Annotated in this window: 16 protein-coding genes and 3 pseudogenes; 10 read left to right on the forward strand and 9 right to left on the reverse strand. The window is 38.8% G+C overall.

The genetic code is table 11. From position 1 onward, the window contains the following. Positions 1-259: 259 nt before the first annotated feature. A pseudogene (locus tag AC5JMK_RS00760) lies at positions 260-879 on the forward strand (hypothetical protein); the annotation flags it as partial. Between the two features lie 384 nt (positions 880-1,263). Continuing rightward, positions 1,264-1,407 carry a hypothetical protein gene (locus AC5JMK_RS00765; protein ID WP_495909163.1) on the forward strand — a complete coding sequence of 48 codons (144 nt, stop codon included), beginning with the start codon at positions 1,264-1,266 and terminating at the stop codon, positions 1,405-1,407. Positions 1,408-1,569: 162 nt separating this feature from the next. On the opposite strand, the gene hisA is transcribed toward AC5JMK_RS00765, so the two are convergent. The 4 genes from hisA to AC5JMK_RS00785 all read right to left on the reverse strand — a co-directional run bounded on the left by hisA (position 1,570) and on the right by AC5JMK_RS00785 (position 4,302). After that, positions 1,570-2,343: a 1-(5-phosphoribosyl)-5-[(5-phosphoribosylamino)methylideneamino]imidazole-4-carboxamide isomerase gene (hisA, locus tag AC5JMK_RS00770; protein ID WP_096675041.1), complete on the reverse strand. Its 774-nt coding sequence runs from the start codon at positions 2,341-2,343 to the stop codon at positions 1,570-1,572. A 127-nt stretch (positions 2,344-2,470) separates the two neighbouring features. After that, positions 2,471-2,761 (reverse strand): DUF3593 domain-containing protein, encoded by a 291-nt coding sequence (locus AC5JMK_RS00775; RefSeq protein WP_096675042.1) that lies wholly within the window; start codon positions 2,759-2,761, stop codon positions 2,471-2,473. Further along, positions 2,758-3,105 carry a DUF2499 domain-containing protein gene (locus tag AC5JMK_RS00780; RefSeq protein WP_096675043.1) on the reverse strand — a complete coding sequence of 116 codons (348 nt, stop codon included), beginning with the start codon at positions 3,103-3,105 and terminating at the stop codon, positions 2,758-2,760. Before AC5JMK_RS00780 ends, AC5JMK_RS00775 begins: the two co-directional genes overlap by 4 nt. 216 nt (positions 3,106-3,321) lie before the next feature. Then, positions 3,322-4,302 carry a ferredoxin family protein gene (locus AC5JMK_RS00785; protein ID WP_495909164.1) on the reverse strand — a complete coding sequence of 327 codons (981 nt, stop codon included), beginning with the start codon at positions 4,300-4,302 and terminating at the stop codon, positions 3,322-3,324. Positions 4,303-5,553: 1,251 nt separating this feature from the next. On the opposite strand from AC5JMK_RS00785, the gene AC5JMK_RS00790 reads away from it, so the two are divergent. Both AC5JMK_RS00790 and AC5JMK_RS00795 read left to right on the forward strand, forming a co-directional pair. Then, positions 5,554-6,300 carry a Mut7-C RNAse domain-containing protein gene (locus tag AC5JMK_RS00790; RefSeq protein WP_096675046.1) on the forward strand — a complete coding sequence of 249 codons (747 nt, stop codon included), beginning with the start codon at positions 5,554-5,556 and terminating at the stop codon, positions 6,298-6,300. Between the two features lie 183 nt (positions 6,301-6,483). Further along, a pseudogene (locus tag AC5JMK_RS00795) lies at positions 6,484-6,780 on the forward strand (ROK family protein); the annotation flags it as partial. A 5-nt stretch (positions 6,781-6,785) separates the two neighbouring features. Here the strand turns inward: AC5JMK_RS00795 and AC5JMK_RS00800 are convergent. Next, entirely contained in the window at positions 6,786-7,097 is a 312-nt protein-coding gene (locus AC5JMK_RS00800) for a hypothetical protein (RefSeq protein WP_495909165.1), read from the reverse strand. Positions 7,098-7,231: 134 nt separating this feature from the next. Between AC5JMK_RS00800 and AC5JMK_RS00805 the strand changes: the two genes are divergently transcribed. The 3 genes from AC5JMK_RS00805 (at position 7,232) to AC5JMK_RS00815 (ending at position 8,800) form a co-directional block, all read left to right on the forward strand. Continuing rightward, positions 7,232-7,396, forward strand: coding sequence for a hypothetical protein (locus AC5JMK_RS00805; RefSeq protein WP_495909166.1), 165 nt, complete (start codon positions 7,232-7,234; stop codon positions 7,394-7,396). Positions 7,397-7,472: 76 nt separating this feature from the next. After that, a complete protein-coding gene (rnc, locus tag AC5JMK_RS00810; RefSeq protein ID WP_096675047.1) occupies positions 7,473-8,150 on the forward strand; it encodes a ribonuclease III in 678 nt (225 codons plus the stop codon). Positions 8,151-8,314: 164 nt separating this feature from the next. Then, positions 8,315-8,800: a gluconokinase gene (locus AC5JMK_RS00815; protein ID WP_495909167.1), complete on the forward strand. Its 486-nt coding sequence runs from the start codon at positions 8,315-8,317 to the stop codon at positions 8,798-8,800. Positions 8,801-8,830: 30 nt separating this feature from the next. Here the strand turns inward: AC5JMK_RS00815 and AC5JMK_RS00820 are convergent. Next, positions 8,831-8,956: pseudogene (locus tag AC5JMK_RS00820) on the reverse strand (DUF4277 domain-containing protein); the annotation flags it as partial. 531 nt (positions 8,957-9,487) lie between these two features. Here AC5JMK_RS00820 and AC5JMK_RS00825 point away from each other — a divergent pair. The 3 genes from AC5JMK_RS00825 (at position 9,488) to AC5JMK_RS00835 (ending at position 11,935) form a co-directional block, all read left to right on the forward strand. Then, complete coding sequence (locus tag AC5JMK_RS00825) at positions 9,488-9,715, forward strand: hypothetical protein (protein WP_096675050.1); 228 nt, start codon at positions 9,488-9,490, stop codon at positions 9,713-9,715. Positions 9,716-9,905: 190 nt separating this feature from the next. After that, complete coding sequence (locus AC5JMK_RS00830; RefSeq protein WP_096675051.1) at positions 9,906-11,186, forward strand: LbetaH domain-containing protein; 1,281 nt, start codon at positions 9,906-9,908, stop codon at positions 11,184-11,186. 122 nt (positions 11,187-11,308) lie between these two features. Next, entirely contained in the window at positions 11,309-11,935 is a 627-nt protein-coding gene (locus tag AC5JMK_RS00835; protein ID WP_096675052.1) for a hypothetical protein, read from the forward strand. Positions 11,936-13,013: 1,078 nt separating this feature from the next. Here AC5JMK_RS00835 and AC5JMK_RS00840 read toward each other — a convergent pair. From AC5JMK_RS00840 to AC5JMK_RS00850, 3 genes are all read right to left on the reverse strand, one after another. Beyond that, entirely contained in the window at positions 13,014-14,603 is a 1,590-nt protein-coding gene (locus AC5JMK_RS00840) for a glucose-6-phosphate isomerase (RefSeq protein WP_096675054.1), read from the reverse strand. Between the two features lie 104 nt (positions 14,604-14,707). Next, on the reverse strand, positions 14,708-14,959 hold the full coding sequence (locus AC5JMK_RS00845) for a cytotoxic translational repressor of toxin-antitoxin stability system (RefSeq protein WP_096675055.1): 252 nt from the start codon (positions 14,957-14,959) through the stop codon (positions 14,708-14,710). A gap of 103 nt (positions 14,960-15,062) precedes the next feature. Further along, the gene (locus AC5JMK_RS00850; protein ID WP_096675056.1) at positions 15,063-15,260 is read right to left on the reverse strand and encodes a hypothetical protein; all 198 of its coding nucleotides are present in this window, start codon (positions 15,258-15,260) and stop codon (positions 15,063-15,065) included. Positions 15,261-15,485 lie beyond the last annotated feature (225 nt).

Genomic DNA, 15,485 nt, shown 5'->3' on the forward strand with positions numbered 1-15,485 from the left:
AATGGAAACTGTTCTCAAGCAAGCAGCGTCCTAACCAACATGGCTACGGCTATAATAGCAATCTCAACAACAAAGTTGCTTCATTTCAGTATTACCACTGCTCTGAAAATATTATTTTCAAGACTAATCTCAACACAGTATTGGATAAGTAGTAGTCTTGCTTGCTACCCAAAAATATTGCACATTAATTGGAGTCTAAGTATGAGCATAGTTGCTGGTAAGGATAATAAACAACAACTGTTACAGGCATTTCAGCAAATTTTGGCAGAGATATGAAGCTTTAATCCAAGAAAGTCAAGAAGAAAGACAAGTTTGGGAAAAAGAAAAAGAAGAGTATAAAATATCAATTAAAGAAAGAGATGAAAATCTAAAAAAAACTCGCCACAGAGATGCAACAGAATATAAATATAATCTAGAACTCCAGCGTAAACTGGAAATTGATGAATACGAACAACAGCAAAAAGTTTTATATAAAGAACTAGAAGAATTTCGCCAAGAGATAGAGAAACAGTGGTTAGAAAAATAGAAAGCGATCGCTGAACAAGAAAAACAATTTGAAGAGTTTAAAACTAAGGTATAAGCCTTTCCTAAAGAAAAAGAAGCAGCCATCAAAAAAGCCACAGAAGAAGGTAAAGGTATAGCACATTATCAGGCTAAAATTAAAGCAGATTTATTTGCCAAAGAAGTCGAAGGACAAAAACGTTTTTATGAACAAAGATTGCAATCACTAGAACAAATAATTACAAATCAGGAAACCCGTATTCAAAATTTGTCTAAACAACTAGAACTAGCCTTAAAACCTTAAAACAAGTTCAAGATTTAGCAGTAAAAGCTATAAGTGAATTTTGTAATTTTAAATGCTGTAACGCACCTCTATAAATGGTGCGCTACGCTTTATAATGCACACTTGCCATTGAGTATTTATTTTATAAATAGTCTTTTAACCTTTGCTTTCTTTGTTAGTATTAGTTTTAGGAGCAACGCTACGCTCTCTTTTTATTGGTCTGTCTTTAATAGGTGGTTGAGGTGGATTAGGTTTTTTCTTAGCCATAAATTTTACCCTGAAATTTAGTTCATAATATTAACAACACAACTGTGAATTTCACTTCCGGAAAATATTGCAAATCAAATCCCAATTGAATAATTTATTTGAATTACAAAATTATCTAAATAAGAAAAAAGAGACGCAGAATAAGCGTCTCTACAAGAGAGGAAACCCATTATGAAAATTTAAAAACTCAAAATTAAAAATCTAAATGTGTAATGAAAAAGCAAAATATTTATCAAGAAAGCAATAAGCAATTTACTTCACTTGAGCATTTAATTTATTTAGATTTAGTCAAGCTGCTTTTGGCTTGGAATAATTGTTTTGGGCTTGAAGCTTATTGCTACCAGATTCGGTTTTAGGTTTAGTTGTGACAGGAGGTTTTGGGCGACTCATAATAATTAATTAGGTAATTTTTTAACTGTCTACAACATGAACTACACCGTGGAAAATTTGGAATCCGGAAAATAAAAAAAATAACCGACCTGATAGTCAGTTAAAAAATATTAAGCTGAAAATAAGTACTAGGCAAACGCTGAAAAATCCAAATCGGGAGGTATATCCTGAATACGCCCAGAACCAACTGCTCGAACGGCTTCTGAGATAGAGATATCACCAGTGTACAAGGCACGACCAACAATCACACCTCTGACACCCTGGGGTTCTAACGCCAACAGACTCAGCAAATCCGTAATAGAACTAACCCCACCAGAAGCAATTATAGGAATGTTGATTGCAGCAGCTAGTTCACGTAAAGCATCTAAATTCGGCCCTGTGAGAGTACCATCACGATGGATGTCTGTGTAAATTACCGCAGCTGCTCCTAATTCTTGCATTTGTACAGCAAGTTGCGTGGCGAGGACTTCTGAAGTTTCTAACCAACCACGAGTTGCTACCTTGCCATTACGAGCATCTATGCCGATAATTATTTTTTTGGGAAATTCTTGACACAGTTGTTGCACAAGCTGGGGTTGTTCTACAGCCACAGTTCCCAAGATTGCCCATTGTACGCCCAAATTAAATAACTGCTGTACACTTTCTTGTGTCCGCAAGCCTCCTCCGACTTCAATCGGTACAGACACAGCTTGAGCGATCGCTTCTATTGCATCTATATTTACTAATTTACCGACTTTCGCGCCATCCAAATCAACCAAATGTAACCTAGTTGCGCCCTGTTCTACCCATTGTTTAGCAACATCGACAGGATTTTCGCTGAAAACTTGTGAGCGATCATAATCTCCTTGATAAAGTCGCACACAACGACCTTCTAGTAAATCTATCGCTGGAATAACTTCCATGATTACCCTCAAATTTGTTTGTTGTTTGTTGTTTGTTGTTTGTTGTTGGTTGTTGGTTGTTGGTGGTTGATTGTTAAAAATTATCCTTGTCTGTCTTGTCTGTCTTGTCTGTCTTGTCCCCTTTGTCCTACTGTTTCGTCCCTTTGATCACTGCTTGTCGAAAACCCAACACAATCAAGATATTAGCAAGCGTTAAAAAAGATTCTGCACTTCCATGCAACCAATCAACATTTGCCAAAGATTGATTGTAGTGCAGTTGAGCATAAATTCCTGCTGGGATAGTCACACCGACAAATACGAGGGTGCAGTAAAAACCATACAATGCCAAGCGTGGCATCTGCTTGACTCTACTAATAAACCATAAGAAACCCAAGTAGGGAAATAGTGACAGGATAAATAGGGCTTCTTTTGAAATCATTGCTTTGATTCAATACTTTCTGTAGAAGTGACTTCAGTGACTACTTCGGTAGATTTAGCATTGCGCCAAATCCACACAGCAGCCGCCCAAAGCGTAATATTACCAACTAAAGTCATGGTAGCTTGTAGTGTGACCAACCATTCTAGTGATTCTGCATTCTCAAAATAGTGCCAAGTGCAAGCGCACATTGCACTTACTAAAGCTGGTAACATACCTAAAGATAATGTCCACCAAGCACGGTTGCCAGTCACTTCACCGTATTGCCAGATTAACCAAATGGCAACAATCCATTCGATAACGCTAGAAACGTGAATGATCCAGGTGGGAATTGAAAGAACGTGCATGTTAGTCAATGGTCAATGGTCAATTTTTAGAAGATGTCTCTTGAAGTCATAATAATACTAGCTGTGACGACTAGAAGTCATAGCTAGACATTGGACATGAGAAAAGTGTGCGATCGCTTACTTATAATTCCCAAACAACCCCACCCCTTAATCCCCTTCCTACCTGCGGGGAGTGCAATGACTGTGGAAAGTATAACTAATTATCCGAACTTGATATTACGCTGTAACAGTGAAAAATTGCGTGGAAGTCAGCCAGAGACTAGATACACCATACTTGACAAATACTGACTCTTGATTGGCATTACAGGAACTTTTCAATTCCACAGTCTTTGTTTCATCTTTTACTAATCTCGCCTGATAATTATATTGTGAACCATCAGGTTTTTCAAAAATTAGCTCTGCACGAATTGTATTTTTGTCTATACTTTGGTCAATTATTCTACCTGCTACTTTATAGTTAAACCAATCCCATCCATAACGAAACATCAATTCTCTTTCCACAACTTGAATCGAACTTGGCAAGATTCCCCAGCCACGATACACTTTTTGCCAAGATTTAATATCGCCAGTACGAGTCAATATTGATTTAAATAAATCTTGATTGAGATTCCCATAATATCTAGCTTCTGGCAAGTCTATGCAAGTTGGTGCAAACCTATGTCCACCAAAATGACTAGATTTCCAAATCCGTACATTATTCAAATTCAAATCAGCAACCGCACTTGTAGCGTGGAAGTGAAAAGGATTGCCGTATCTAGAGCAGCATTTATCATGACTACCGTGGGTACAGATCAGAATATCACGTGTTGAATTAGTATTTAATTCATAACTCCCTGATTTTTTACCCAATAGATATTTCTTGATGACTATTGCTGCTTGCTGGATATTTTCTAATTTGTACTCTTGCTTAGATAAGCCATTAATTAGACCCTCTTTTTGTTGATAAATTAAAAGAGTAGTACCGTCTGAATTATGGGATAAATTATTAGCAACTAATAGAAATTTTACTGGTAGTTTAGCACGTTTACTTTCCTCTACCAAAGTCCGTAAATTTTCTGGAACCCATCGAGAATGAAAGGCTTCTGATGCCCAAGGAGTTGGACATTCAATTAATACATAGGTTTGGTGATTGGCAACACTACCAATAATATCTTCTCCTGCTATGCGGGAATTATCGGAACAAAAGAAAGTGTTCATTTCTGGGTAATCATGGGTCTAGTTAGGGAACAAATAATCTGATCAAAGGAGATAGTCTTTGTAGCTACAATCTCTTTCAATCAACTGTTTGCTAATGTCAGCAACTCAAAAACTATGTCCAACTTAGCAAACAAGAGACAACAGGAAATATGGCTAGCATATCGCCTAATTTTGGTAGCCAATTTATAACATTATTTATCGTTAATACCATTTCCATATGAAGATGCATAGAAAGAACCCCACCGCCTTCGGCACCTCCCCTTGGTAAGGGGAGGTTGGGAGGGGTTAAAATAATGTGCAGCTTCATATTTAATTGGTATAAGGTTTGTGCTGTAAGTATTTTTTTCACAAATAGCATCAACATTTTTCTCAAACATTCCTCGTTGATTGCAAACAGATATTGTCAATTTTGTTAGTGTTGTCAAGTTAATGAGATTTTATTAAGTTTACTTTGAAATAAAAGTAGCTAATTTTATATTAAATGGCTATTTTTTATGAAGGCTGAAATAGACTTAATTATTGATTTACTTTGGTTAATCCACACCTCTACTTTCATTTCATAAATTTTTAAAATTAAATTGATTCACTCGCTCAATAAATACAATTACTGATTTCTCTGGAAGCTTATTGGTCAATAAATTAACCAAAACTTCTTTGATGGTACAGAGCAAGCAGATTTATCTGCGGAGCCAATCCAAAATCCAAAATTGTTTGACCCAATATTTAATCTCAATATATTTTCTCTTTTCATACATGTTGCAAATTATTCTCAACATAATTTCAAAAAAATAAAATGCAATAACAAACAAAGCAAAGCCTATTATTTTTAACCTGAAATTATATGCTTAAAGGTTAATAAATATATTAACAATTGCTTGTTGAGCGAAACACAGCCACAAGAAGTATTTTTACTTAAGACTTCAGCTTGATATCAATTAATCCATGAAGCTTCTTAACCTCCTACTAAAAATTAAATTCACTGTTGTAAACAAGCATGTACGTCGAATTTAACTTAGATTAATCTTAGTTGCAAGTATTTATTAATACACTTGACCTTATCTATATTTTGGATTGTGCTAGAACACCCTTAAATCAAGATTAACATGAGTTAAAGAGTAAAAAAGGCTGATATCATTTATGTTTGCATATCCTAGACTAAAAGATAAATATTATCAATACATTCGCAATCAAGCGGGGATAAATTAAGGATTCCTATATGATCTACATAGGAAAGATCAATGATTTGTTGGCATGGCTAGGGCAAGTTTCCAGTTTTATGCAGAATTGAACGATTTCCTACCACGCAATCAACGGCTGGTAAGAATTGAGCATTTCTATGGAGAAAGAGCCTCGATAAAAGACATGATCGAAGCTTTGGGTGTTCCTCATCCTGAAGTTGATTGTATTGAAGTTAACGGAGAATCAGTTGATTTTGCTTACATTGTTCAAAATGGAGACACGATTAATGTTTATCCAATTTCCACAGTAGCGCAAACAGCTTGTTTAAGTTTAGTACGACCGAAGCCACTAAATACCATTTGCTTTGTGTTGGATATTCATCTCGGCAAATTAGCATCTTCTCTGCGACTATTGGGATTTGATACGTTGTACCAAAATAATTATCATGATCCTGAATTAGCAGAAATCTCCAGTACCCAAAACCGAATTCTGTTAACACGCGACAAAGGTCTTTTGATGCGGAGTATAGTTACTTATGGTTACTATGTAAGGAATACTGACCCACAGCAACAAATTGTTGAAATATTACGACGTTTTGATTTATTTGATTTAGTGTCACCTTTTCAACGATGTCTGCGTTGTAATGGGATTTTACAACCTGTAGACAAGCAAGCTGTAATAAATCAGTTACCTGATACTGTAGTGTTATACACTGATGAATTTCATCGCTGCCAAAATTGCGCTCGAATATATTGGAAAGGATCACACTATAAGCGATTACAAAGATTTGTTGATGGTGTGCTTGATTTGAATGGTTGATGGTTGCTGGGTTCTTTAATTTTTGTCCAGTCCGCCAAGAATTAAAATTCTTGGCTTATACTTTTAAGTCGTCTTTAGACGACTGGCAAGTTTTTTAGTCCAGTTAAGTGGACTTTGGCTATTAGCTCGGAAATTTATTTCTGAGCGAGTTATGGTGAACTACTAACAATTAACAACAAGATTGTGAGTTTAATTTTAGCGCTTGATTTTGGTGGTACTAAGCTAGCAGCAGCGATCGCACATGCTAATTCTCAAGAGTGGTTGGGTTACGAACGCTGTTTATCACCAGCAAACGCCAATGCTAGCACTGATTTAGATATCATGCGATCGCTCATTAATTCTCTATTGCAAGAAGTAAAACCAATCGCTATCGGCGTCAGCTTTGGTGGCCCTGTGGATGCAAATACAGGTATAGTTAGGCTATCACATCATGTCCCTGGTTGGGAAAATATACCTTTGCAAGAGTTGTTAGCAAATGAATAAACTTATACAATCAGCACCCGTAGGGTGGCTTCCCGGAGGGTAAAAGTCGGGGATCTAGATAAAAAACTTTGTACTCTTGAAGAGGCGATCGCATCTGCAAAAGAAAGTAGAAGGAAGTTTGATAAAGCTGATTCCTGACTTAATCTTTTGTAAGCCCATACATTCGTAATGTAAGCCCATACATTCGTAATGTAAGCCCATACATTCGTAATGCAAGCCCATACATTCGTAATGCAAGCCCATACATTCGTAATGCAAGCCGATGCATTCGTAATGCAAGCCCATACATTCGTAATGTAATCGTTTTTTAGCACTAAAGTGCTTACTACGAACTGTTTTTAATGGATTGAGGGGTTTGATGAGTAGTTGATAAAAATTTTTACTTTCATCTCGATCTCGGCTCGTAATCTACACAAAAAACCGATAGCTAAAAGCTTGAGATTAAAAAATGACAGACAATTACCTAGCTACAAATGCAAAAACAAAGCAGCAACAATCTTCAGTATCTGTTTTTTGGGATATTCAAAATGTAATTGACGATTTACCTGAATTAGTAAAACAAAATAAGCAATCTCAAGCTATTTCTTTTACCTATCACAAAGCCACTACTTAATATTTACTCTTAAAAATAAAGAGTTTTGATAATTTTCTCCCAACAATCAATGTTTGCAACAAGACAACACATAAAAATGCACAAACTACTCATATTTAATAATGATAAACTCCTGCGTCGAGCCTTAACACATCGTTCCTATGTCCATGAAAACCCAATGGAAGGCGAACACAACGAACGCCTAGAATTTCTGGGTGATGCTTTGCTGAATTTTCTCAGTGGTCAGTATCTTTATTGCCTTTATCCAGAAAAGGGAGAAGATGAATTAACTAGGCGACGTTCGGCGTTGGTAGATGAGAAGCAACTGGCTAAGTTTGCAATTGAAGTAGGTTTAGATTTACGAATGCGATTGGGTAGAGGTGCTATTCTTGATGGCGGCTTTCAAAATCCGAATTTGCTTAGTAGTACTTTTGAAGCTGTGGTTGGTGCTTATTATTTAGACAAGAATTCTGATATAGAGGCGATTCAGGCTATTGTAGAACCACTATTTGACGCCGTACCAGAAAATATTGTTGATAATCGGGCGAATGTAGACTCAAAAAATCGCTTTCAAGAATGGGTGCAAAAGAATATTACCCCCACTCCACCCAAATATGTAACAGAACAGGTAGGAGGTTATGCTCACGCGCCTGAATTTGTTGCGAAAGTATTTGTGTGTGAAAAAGTTTATGGAATAGGTAGCGGACGCAGCAAAAAAGATGCTGAGAAGGCTGCTGCTGAAGATGCGCTCGAGAAGGTAAAAAATACTGATTGAAGCTACCTGCGATTGAAATCGTAGTCTCATAGCTAAAGCTAAAGTCTGCTGAAGCGACTGCTTGATTTATTTGGGTCGTCTCCAGACGATTTGTGCTATTAGCTCAAGATTTAAACCTTTAGGGTTATAAGTACACTTATAACAGCAAAAACACAAATACATAGATGATTATTCTTGTTATGGGTGTTTCCGGTTCCGGTAAAAGCACCATTGGTAAATTATTGGCAGATTCTTTGGACTGGAAATTTAGCGATGCTGATCATTTCCATTCGCCTCAAAATATCGCCAAAATGCGGCGTGGTATACCTCTAGATGATGGCGATCGCTTACCTTGGCTGCAAGATATCCAAGCAGCTATTAAAAAATGGTTGGAAGAAAATCAGAATGTAGTACTGGCGTGTTCCGCACTCAAAATCAGCTACCGCCAGTATTTTTTCATTGGTGATGAGCGCATTAAGTTAGTCTACTTGCATGGCTCATTTGCATTGATCAACAAACGCCTGCAAGAGCGACACAATCATTTTATGTCTGAAAATTTGCTGAAAAGTCAGTTTGATACTCTTGAGGAACCGACTGATGCTCTATGTGTAGATATTTCACCATCGCCAGAGGTGATTGTGGAGAATATTCGTGAGAGTTTGCAAATCTAAGGGGAACGGGTAAGGAAGGGAGCATCCCAAATCTTCAAAAAACTGACTAAACAAATATAAAGGTCTTGATACAAATTCTAATCCATTGATTAAAATTGCCTTCACCAGTATTCCTGCCGCTATCTTCTCACGAGGGTCTATTCCTAATTTGTCATTATTTAAAGTGCGGAATGTGGGATATAGCAGCATTGGTCGAAGATACTTTCGTCGCGTCCCGCCTTATATCCCGGCGCTATAACGGTACTCCGTTTAGCGCCGGGATATAAGGCGAAATAGTTAATTAACAGCTTACGCCCTGAGAGCTTTTTTACTCAATTGCCGACTTTTCAAACATCCTCTTAAACGCCTAAATCCCTATCAAAGCCCAAAATGCTAAAAGTAATGCCTGTTTTTGTTGTACAGCAGTATTTTCAGGCTTTTAGCGGATTGATTTAGCATACCAAGTACTGAAGAACCTAAATTTAATATTATTCTTATTATTTCCATAAATTTTTTCAATATCTAAAACTCTAGTGTTAAACAGCAGATAAGATTACAATAAATTATTAATTGCTAGATGTAACAATTTGTACTTGATTAAATTTGAAAGTTATTAAGTTGGGTAAAGCGAAAAGTTTAAGTATGTCCTGTATCTTTTCGTTTTACCTTACCCAATAAACTTGGTGAACTATTAGGTATCAAGAAATAATGTTGAAACGTCGCACAATACTAGTTGGTTTAGCTGCGCTTGGCTTAACGTTAGCTGTTAGTACACAAGTTCATGGACAATCTACTAGCGGGCCAGAAGCTTGGCAAAGTGTCTACAATGAGGCGGCTGCTGGGGCAACAACGATAGTTACAGTTCCACTTTTTAGCCCCTTATTATCATCTATCTTGCAAGTAGTGTTCAAATTGGCAGGTTATTGGGGTGGTTAACCCGCATTTCTCATACTCAAACAGAGAAAGAGCCTAAATAAAGACTTTTGCAATGTAATTTTTTAGTAATTCCTGTGGTTGCGATCGCGTTTCGCCCACTGTAAGCGAGTGCCTGAGTATATCTTTTACTTGAAGAGCGCAGATTATCCCATAGCTAAATATTCCATAACCCGTGAGGACTTTTCTTTCCATGTTCAAACCTCGCACAATTTTTAGTGCTTTAACTGCAATTATCCTAGCGTTTGCCATCAGCACACAGATATATATACAACCCGCAGTAGCTGCTGGAGGAACGTGTAATCCAACTGTGGGAAACCTACCTATATGCCCAAGTACCGCACCTTCAGAGTCAGCTAGTTTTGTTGACCCAACAGCAACAATCACCAATCCCACAAATATTATCTTGGGCGAAAAAGTCTATGTCGCTCCATTTGCTGAGTTAGATGCTACTAATGCTCCTATTAGTATTGCGGCAGATTCTAATGCCCAAGACCAAGTGAAAATCACAGCTTCAGGAACGGGAGTGGAGATTGGTGAGCGTGTCATTATGGCACACATGGCCATTGTCAAAGGTGCAGCTAAAATTGGTACTCAAGGTTCCACAGGCCCTTTTACCGACCCAGTTACCAATACTCAGTTTAGCAACACTGTTCCAGAGACTTTTCTCGCCTTCAACTGTGAAATAGATGGTGCAACTATAGAAAGAAACACAGTAGTCAACTTTCTCGCACGAGTTGGCCCTGATGTTACCTTACCCGCTGGTAAAGTTGTCCTGCCCGGTAAAAACGTCACAACTAATCTACAAGCTACTAGCGGCAGTTTAGGGAAAGTAGTCAACCTGACACAAGCAGACGTTGCATTGATGGAAGGCATTATTGAAGTCAATGAAGCATTTGCCAAAGGTTACACAGATTTAGCTAGGGCAGACTTGACAAACGTAACAGGAATTAATTATGCTCCCGTCACCTTCTTTAATTCTGGAGGTCTGCCGCAGATAGGTGGAAGTCCAACTCGTGATCCGAACTATCGTAACCGCATTATCGGTAATCTTACTTTCCAAGATTCTTTAGCAACACTCAACAACAAACTAGCTAATAGAATTTCGCTGCGTGCTGATGAGGGTGAACCTTTTAATGTTGGACAAATTGCTGGGATGGCAAACGATGTTGTCTTTCACGCATTAGAAACCGCTAGTTTAACTTTTGGTAATGGTGTTGGTTATGGGCCTCGCGCTCTAATTCATGGCGGTAGGCAGGTTGTCAATGGTGTTGCTAATGGCCCTGAAACTAACATAGGTGATGCTGTAGGGCTAGGGCCGAACTCTGTTATATTCCGCGCCAGCATTGGCAACAGATCAGCAATTGGGCAAAGAAGCGCAGTCTTCAACTCTACAGTAGCTCCCAGAACGCATATCCGTTCTCGAACAATCTATGCCGACAACGGCAGCATCATTCTACCTGTGGAGTGGTAAGGAAAGAACGCTTTCACTCCTATACCAGCCGTGTTCTTAGCTGCTCGTTGTATGGATCTCTTTGATGATGGCTGGTATCTTTTTTCTTGGCTTGTGCCTAAACAATTAACTTTTGCATAATTATGAATCTGAAAATCTTGTCGTTAGTGCAATTACAATGCCTACGATTGATGCTGCTGTTAACTTTGATATTCGGGCTGATACTAATTGTTGATGATGGTTCATCTATAGCTGCACAGAAGGTTGGGCAGCCAGGATTGATGATAAACCCTGTAAATGCTGATATCACCTCCAGTCAGCTTCAAGTGGTACAACCTTCAGTCACTGGACTTGTGTCTACATTGTCGGATGAAGTCGAGGAATTACCAGCCCAGTTAGTTCGCTGGTCGACTTACTGGCAACTTTGCTGGGAAGCATATCCTGAAGCTGAAGCATACGAACTGCAAACGGTGCTTATGGAAGGCAAGTCTCCCAAGTTGAAACGACAAAGCGATCGCTGCTTTCGTATACAAGCTGCATCCAATGAAAACCAAAAATCACAAGGACTACTCAACCGTGATTTAATCTTGTTAATGCATAAAATTCAGCTTGGCTATCGAGTGCGAGCGGTCTTAGATGACAACCGCGTCAGTGAATGGTCTCAAGTCATGGCAGTTGGTGCAACTACTACCTCTCAATTGAATGGTACTAATAACACCTGTAATAGCGCTTGTGGCACCAAAGATAGCACCGGGAGTGAGTTTTTCTAATGTTTGTGGTGCAATCCCAGCGCGAGGATACCCTAATAAAGGTGCTTGTCCTTCATAAAGGATTGATATACGTGCAGGGAGATTTTCTTTGATGAGAATAGCTTGTGCCATTCGGGAGCGCAATGGATCAATGAGATTTGCGACACTTTGACTATCCATTCGGTTGAATAGTGGAATTTTAGCTTTTAAACTCATCATGAAAAACGGGAAGATTGACAAGAGTCTCCTGAATTAGTTCGTCACACATACTGGTGTCGTTAGTACACCATGAATGCCTAACTCAATATACAAATCTTAGACAGTAATAGTTATGCTTCCCCTTGAACAATTGTTTTGCCCTTGTTGTACTCCAGCCATATTGCATTTGCTGACTCAATCCGATCTGACTCAGCACATACTCCAATTAAGAACGGGGTCAGTTGCTGCGGCTATCAGAAGGAATCAAAAACAGCAGCAGCGATCTCTATCCGTAGCATTAGCATCCATAAAAGCCAGGGGTCACAATATCCAGTAGTTGTACTGCCTCTATACATGCAACCCACATTCCGTACTTTAAATGTAGCATAATTTGAATTGTCTACCATCCTCTTGTCAAAAATATTATCTACTTTCTTAAGCTAAACAATTTTTTAAGAGTGAATAAAAATTTATCAATATCTGGAGTCACAGTAATTGCTCTTCAAATTTTTAGTGCTTACATAACCTATTTTATGGGTCAAATCTTTTATGTTTGATTATTTATCTTCATGCGTTAGATTCATTTTGTACTCTAGTTCTTAACCATCCTGATTTTTTGCTTTTCTCTTATCCGTAATCTCTTGGTACTTCAAGTTGAAGTGCGGAATGTAGGTTTTAAGTAATATCAAGTTCGGATAATTAGTTATACTTCCCACAGTCATTGCACCCCACCCCTTAATCCCCTAAGCGCACGCACTTAGGGGTGGTTTTGGCGTTAGACAAAACTGGGGTGGGGTTCAAAGGGAATTTAAGTAATCAAGCGAACCTGATATAATTCTCTATTGTCTGTCTTGTCCTCCTTGTTTCCCTTTTCCCCCTTGTAGCCTCTATCCCCTATCCCCTATCCGCCAATGCAAAACTTCAAACTGTTGGGTTGACCAATATTACCTTCCAACACTACACCACGGCTATTGGCGTGGAGATGTCGCAAAATCATGTAAATTGACTCGATTTTATCTGTAGCACTTACTTTTTGGCTAATTTGCTCCAAAGTTAAAGGTGTTTTTTCCTCTTGCAAAACTGCAACTACTTTTTTTTGTAATTCCAGAATTTCAGCAGCAGCTTTTTTACCAGCTTCTACCCCTGGTTGATGGTAGGCATTAATATTGATCAAGCTGGCATATAAACCAACAGCACGCTCATATAAAGCAATTAATGCCCCAACGGTACGAGAATTAACTTGGGGAATGGTGACTGTGACTGAATCACGGTGTTTTTCATACAGTGCTTCTCTGGTTCCTTGTAGAAAGCCAGAAAGGTAATCGCCTGATGTGATTCCTGGTTCGATTTCTGGAGATGGATTTTGACGATCTTCTAAAACTTCGATGAGGGTAGCAAAGAAATTTGGTACACCTTCGCGCAACTGCTGGACGTATGCGTGTTGATCAGTGGAACCTTTGTTACCGTAGACTGCAATACCCTGATGAACAATATTGCCATTTAAGTCTTTTTCCTTACCCAAGGATTCCATTACCAGTTGTTGCAAGTAGCGGCTAAACAAAAATAGGCTGTCTTTATAAGGTAGGACAACCATGTCTTTTTCGCCCTTGCCGTTGCCAGCATAATACCAAGACAGGGCTAATAGTGCGGCTGGGTTATTTTTGAGATCCTGAATGCGGGTAGCGTCATCCATTTCTTTCGCACCTTCAAGCATGGCGCGGATATCAATTCCCTGCAATGCACCTGGTAATAAACCTACAGCAGATAATTCCGAAGTGCGTCCGCCTACCCAATCAAACATGGGAAATCTCGCTAACCAGCCTTCAGATTTTGCTTGTTCATCCAGCTTACTACCGGGCATGGTAATGGCGATCGCATAATTAGCAAAATCCAAATTATGTCCAGCGTAGACTTTTTTGACTTCCGCCATGCCATTACGGGGTTCCGGTGTACCTCCAGATTTGGAAATCACCAAAACCAAAGTGCTGGTGAGGCGGTTTCGTACCTGAGTTAATACTCGATCAATACCTGTGGGATCGGAGTTGTCAATAAAATGGATAGCCAGTGGTGGAAAGTCTGAAGCTAAAGCTTCAGCAACGAACTGCGGCCCAAGGGCAGAACCACCAATACCAATTGAAATAATATCAGTGAAACGGGGTGCTTTTGGAGGATGAATTGCACCTGTGTGGACTTTTTCGGCGAATACATCAATTTGCTCTATGGTGCTGACGATTTCTTGTGTCAGTTCCGGAGTAGGAGCCAAATCAGGATTTCGCAGCCAGTAATGTCCAACCATGCGGTTTTCGTCAGGGTTGGCGATCGCTCCTTTCTCAAGTTCCGCCATATCCGCAAAAGCCTTCTCAAACTTTGGCTGCAACTTCTCCACAAAGGCGTCATCAAACCGCATCCGGCTTACATCTAGGAAAAAACCTAGTCCTTCATGGAAATATAGCCATTTCTGGTATCGTTGCCAAAGTGCGGTAGCGTCCATAAGGAAGTCTCAAGTAAAGTGATTTTCAAAAACAAGTTTAAGCTAAGGATAGAGCCAAGCTTTGTCCCTCTTATACAGTTTTAAGTCTTCACGTGGTCCGAGATCTATACATTCGGCATTGGTATGACTCGCAGAAATTTCACAATTTCACCTCTTATTTCTATGCCAATTAAGTAATTTCCCAGAGTCAAACGGTAAAAAATACCTTCTCTATCCACTTTCCGTAAATTTGGTAAGTCATGCAGCTGTTTTTTCTCTGCAAACTCAATCAAAGCAAAATCATATACCAGCTGGTAGGCGGCAGGTTCTAAATTTTTTAGGTCTATTAAAAAAGACCGTGCATAGCGTACTTCCATTTTTGTAGGGATCGGGGACAAAACAATTAAAAATTAAAAATTGGAAAGAGGGACAAGGGGGATAAGGGAGAAACGCGGAAAAGTAGCTACTAACCACTAAGCATTATGAAAAAGTTAATAGTTGTACTGCTTCTTCATGGGTTAAGGTGTCCCAAGGTTGCTGCGATCGCTTGACATCTTGTATGGCTTTGTGCATATAAAAATCACAATGTAAGTTGTAGACGGCGTTCCAAACTTTTTCTAATTCTTCGTCGGCTAGCTGTTCAATTAAATGATGGATTCTTATTCGCAGCAAGTTCATGTATCTTCTACCCGGAACAATTCAGATATAGTGTTCCCATAAAATTGCTGGAACTGCGAGATGTGGAGAGTGTGGGAAGTCTCACTGATTAGTTTTGAAACTAGAAAATTGAGGTTTGAAGCTTGAAGATTGAGGTTTGAAACTAGAAAATTGAGGTTTGAAGCTTGAAGATTGAGGTTTGAAACTAGAAAATTGAGGTTTGAAGCTTGAAGATTGAGGTTTGAA

The sequence above is a fragment of the Pelatocladus sp. genome, assembly GCF_059505505.1.

Coding starts and splice junctions, on each gene's coding strand:
- AC5JMK_RS00785 (WP_495909164.1), bottom strand. CDS start 4,302: ATGAACACTTTCTTTTGTTCCGATAATTCCCGCATAGCAGGAGAAGAT.
- AC5JMK_RS00825 (WP_096675050.1), top strand. CDS start 9,488: ATGTTGAAACGTCGCACAATACTAGTTGGTTTAGCTGCGCTTGGCTTA.
- AC5JMK_RS00775 (WP_096675042.1), bottom strand. CDS start 2,761: ATGATTTCAAAAGAAGCCCTATTTATCCTGTCACTATTTCCCTACTTG.
- AC5JMK_RS00815 (WP_495909167.1), top strand. CDS start 8,315: ATGATTATTCTTGTTATGGGTGTTTCCGGTTCCGGTAAAAGCACCATT.
- AC5JMK_RS00845 (WP_096675055.1), bottom strand. CDS start 14,959: ATGGAAGTACGCTATGCACGGTCTTTTTTAATAGACCTAAAAAATTTA.
- AC5JMK_RS00830 (WP_096675051.1), top strand. CDS start 9,906: ATGTTCAAACCTCGCACAATTTTTAGTGCTTTAACTGCAATTATCCTA.
- hisA (WP_096675041.1), bottom strand. CDS start 2,343: ATGGAAGTTATTCCAGCGATAGATTTACTAGAAGGTCGTTGTGTGCGA.
- rnc (WP_096675047.1), top strand. CDS start 7,473: ATGCACAAACTACTCATATTTAATAATGATAAACTCCTGCGTCGAGCC.
- AC5JMK_RS00780 (WP_096675043.1), bottom strand. CDS start 3,105: ATGCACGTTCTTTCAATTCCCACCTGGATCATTCACGTTTCTAGCGTT.
- AC5JMK_RS00805 (WP_495909166.1), top strand. CDS start 7,232: ATGACAGACAATTACCTAGCTACAAATGCAAAAACAAAGCAGCAACAA.
- AC5JMK_RS00835 (WP_096675052.1), top strand. CDS start 11,309: ATGAATCTGAAAATCTTGTCGTTAGTGCAATTACAATGCCTACGATTG.
- AC5JMK_RS00840 (WP_096675054.1), bottom strand. CDS start 14,603: ATGGACGCTACCGCACTTTGGCAACGATACCAGAAATGGCTATATTTC.
- AC5JMK_RS00765 (WP_495909163.1), top strand. CDS start 1,264: ATGAAAAAGCAAAATATTTATCAAGAAAGCAATAAGCAATTTACTTCA.
- AC5JMK_RS00790 (WP_096675046.1), top strand. CDS start 5,554: ATGGCTAGGGCAAGTTTCCAGTTTTATGCAGAATTGAACGATTTCCTA.
- AC5JMK_RS00850 (WP_096675056.1), bottom strand. CDS start 15,260: ATGAACTTGCTGCGAATAAGAATCCATCATTTAATTGAACAGCTAGCC.